At 47.8% G+C, this 2500-nt stretch carries 1 tRNA gene and 2 rRNA genes (1 of these 3 cut by a window edge); all 3 read left to right on the forward strand.

Annotated features, from left to right (window positions below):
• Positions 1–283 (forward strand): 16S ribosomal RNA (locus tag D3P96_RS08425); the annotation flags it as partial.
• 83 nt (positions 284–366) lie between these two features.
• Positions 367–439 (forward strand) — tRNA-Ala (locus tag D3P96_RS08230).
• 201 nt (positions 440–640) lie between these two features.
• A 23S ribosomal RNA gene (locus D3P96_RS08235) occupies positions 641–2500 on the forward strand (it continues 1057 nt past the right edge of the window).

Genomic DNA, 2500 nt, shown 5'->3' on the forward strand with positions numbered 1-2500 from the left:
GCGAGGCGAGGGTACGCGAATCTCTTAAAACTTGTCTCAGTTCGGATTGTAGGCTGCAACTCGCCTACATGAAGTCGGAATCGCTAGTAATCGCGGATCAGCACGCCGCRGTGAATACGTTCCCGGGTCTTGTACACACCGCCCGTCACACCATGAGAGTTTGTAACACCCAAAGCCGGTGAGGTAACCTTTTAGGAGCCAACCGTCTAAGGTGGGACAGATGATTAGGGTGAAGTCGTAACAAGGTAGCCGTAGGAGAACCTGCGGCTGGATCACCTCCTTTCTAAGGAAAATCGGAAGCCTAYAYATTTGCGTTGAAACGATATTCAGTTTTGAGTGGTTTACACTCATATTTATATATCCCATGGGGAATTAGCTCAGCTGGGAGAGCACCTGCTTTGCAAGCAGGGGGTCAGCGGTTCGATCCCGCTATTCTCCATTGTAACCTTCGGGTTACAAGGRCTTAGWTCTTTGAAAACTGAATCATATTTAAATTTTAAATTCATTTCAATTAATTATTATAATTAAATTGAGCCGAAAAAATACACCGCGTAATTTTTTGAGTTTTTTAAATTAGTTTAAATCGCTTGTGGCCTTTGAGCCACAATACTCAAACTTGAATCATCAACGCAAGTTGATAGGTTAAGTTATTAAGGGCGCATGGTGAATGCCTTGGCACTAGGAGCCGATGAAGGACGGGACTAACACCGATATGCTTCGGGGAGCTGTAAGTAAGCTTTGATCCGGAGATTTCCGAATGGGGAAACCCAACTTGTTTATACAAGTTATCATTTAGTGAATACATAGCTAAATTGAAGGTAGACGTTGTGAACTGAAACATCTCATTAGCAACAGGAATAGAAAGAAAAATCGATTCCGACAGTAGCGGCGAGCGAAATCGGAAGAGCCCAAACCAACGTGCTTGCATGTTGGGGTTGTAGGACTACCATTGTGGAGTTACAAAATTGTTTATTAGCAGAATCAGCTGGGAAGCTGAGCGAGACAGGGTGATAGCCCCGTATGCGAAAGTAAGCAATCTCCCGTGTAGGATCCTGAGTACGGCCGGACACGTGAAATCCGGTCGGAATCCGCGAGGACCATCTCGCAAGGCTAAATACTCCCTAGTGACCGATAGTGAACCAGTACCGTGAGGGAAAGGTGAAAAGCACCCCGGAAGGGGAGTGAAAAAGTTCCTGAAACCATGTGCCTACAAGAAGTTAGAGCCCGTTAATGGGTGATAGCGTGCCTTTTGTAGAATGAACCGGCGAGTTACGATAACATGCAAGGTTAAGGTGGAAAGACCGGAGCCGTAGCGAAAGCGAGTCTGAAATGGGCGCTTAAGTATGTTGTTGTAGACCCGAAACCAGGTGACCTACCCATGTCCAGGGTGAAGATGCGGTAAAGCGCATTGGAGGCCCGAACCCGTACATGTTGAAAAATGTTGGGATGAGGTGTGGGTAGCGGTGAAATTCCAATCGAACTTGGAGATAGCTGGTTCTCTCCGAAATAGCTTTAGGGCTAGCCTCGGAATGAAGCGTGTTGGAGGTAGAGCACTGTTTTGGTGCGGGGCCCATCTAGGGTTACCAAATTAAGATAAACTCCGAATGCCAATCACGTATGTCCGGGAGTCAGACAGTGAGTGATAAGATCCATTGTCGAAAGGGGAACAGCCCAGATCGTCAGTTAAGGTCCCTAAGTGTGTGTTAAGTGGAAAAGGAAGTGGAGTTGCATAGACAACTAGGATGTTGGCTCAGAAGCAGCCACCATTTAAAGAGTGCGTAATAGCTCACTAGTCGAGTGATTCTGCACCGAAAATGTACCGGGGCTAAACACACCACCGAAACTACGGGTGCCACGTAAGTGGCGCGATAGGAGAGCGTTCTATGGGCGATGAAGTCAGACCGTGAGGACTGGTGGAGCGCATAGAAGTGAGAATGCCGGTATGAGTAGCGAAAGACAGGTGAGAATCCTGTCCACCGTATGACTAAGGTTTCCTGGGGAAGGCTCGTCCTCCCAGGGTTAGTCGGGACCTAAGGCGAGGCTGAGAAGCGTAGTCGATGGATAACAGGTTGAGATTCCTGTACCAGGTGAACATGTTTGAACGATGGAGGGACGCAGAAGGCTAACGGATCCCAGCTGATGGATATGCTGGGTTAAATAACAAGTCTTGAGTTGAGTTAAATGCTTGACTCTTTAAGGACAAGTTATGATGAGGACCGAAATAAAGTAGGGAAGTCCGCCATGTCACGCTGCCAAGAAAAGCTTCTAGTTAGTGTTTACCTGCCCGTACCGCAAACCAACACAGGTAGTCGAGGAGAGCATCCTAAGGTGAGCGAGTGAACTCTCGTTAAGGAACTCGGCAAAATGACCCCGTAACTTCGGGAGAAGGGGTGCTCAGCGAAAGCTGAGCCGCAGTGAATAGGCCCAGGCGACTGTTTATCAAAAACACAGGTTTCTGCAAAATCGTAAGATGACGTATAGGGGCTGACGCCTGCCCGGT

The organism is Weissella viridescens, from assembly GCF_003862435.1.
In the GTDB taxonomy this organism is placed as follows: domain Bacteria; phylum Bacillota; class Bacilli; order Lactobacillales; family Lactobacillaceae; genus Weissella; species Weissella viridescens_A.